Below are 475 nucleotides of genomic sequence, written 5' to 3'. Positions count from 1 at the left end.
CTCGACATCGGTGTGCCAGAAGCCGCCCACCAGCGCATGCTCCACTGCGGTGACGTAGACCGCGCCCGAGAAGCGCTGGCCCACCCCGCTGACCTGCACCAGCACACCTGGCCGGGCCAGGGCCGTGCCCATGCAGCGAAGATGGCCACGAATGCGCGCCAGCTCGGCACGGGTCTGCACGCCCTTGGCCCAGCTCGTCAGCATCTGTGGCGACTGCGTCGTGGCCGTGCGCAGCGGCATGACGGACAGGCCGATGACATCGGCCAGCGTGGCGCTGTCGAGATTGCCCTGCGCGTTGAACGGCGCCGGCGCGGCCGCGTCGCCCTGGACGATGGCCTGCGCAGCCGGGTCCCAGGCGGTGGCTTGCACCGACTGGTACTGCAGCCGGGCGTCGATGTCGGCATCGAACTCGTACAGGTCGAGCCCCCACGTCACGCCGAACGCGACGGCGCCGCCGGCCTGCGGCGTCTGGACG

Annotated in this window: 1 protein-coding gene; it reads right to left on the bottom strand. The window is 71.6% G+C overall.

Annotated elements, in window-relative coordinates:
* On the bottom strand, positions 1-475 hold a 475-nt coding region (locus AC1DDH_RS20585; RefSeq protein ID WP_476956229.1), incomplete at both ends, for a hypothetical protein.

It is taken from the genome of Arthrobacter sp. 10T425, from assembly GCF_056393985.1.
Note: the sequence above shows the minus strand (reverse complement) of the source record. Positions and strands in the feature narration are given on the sequence as shown.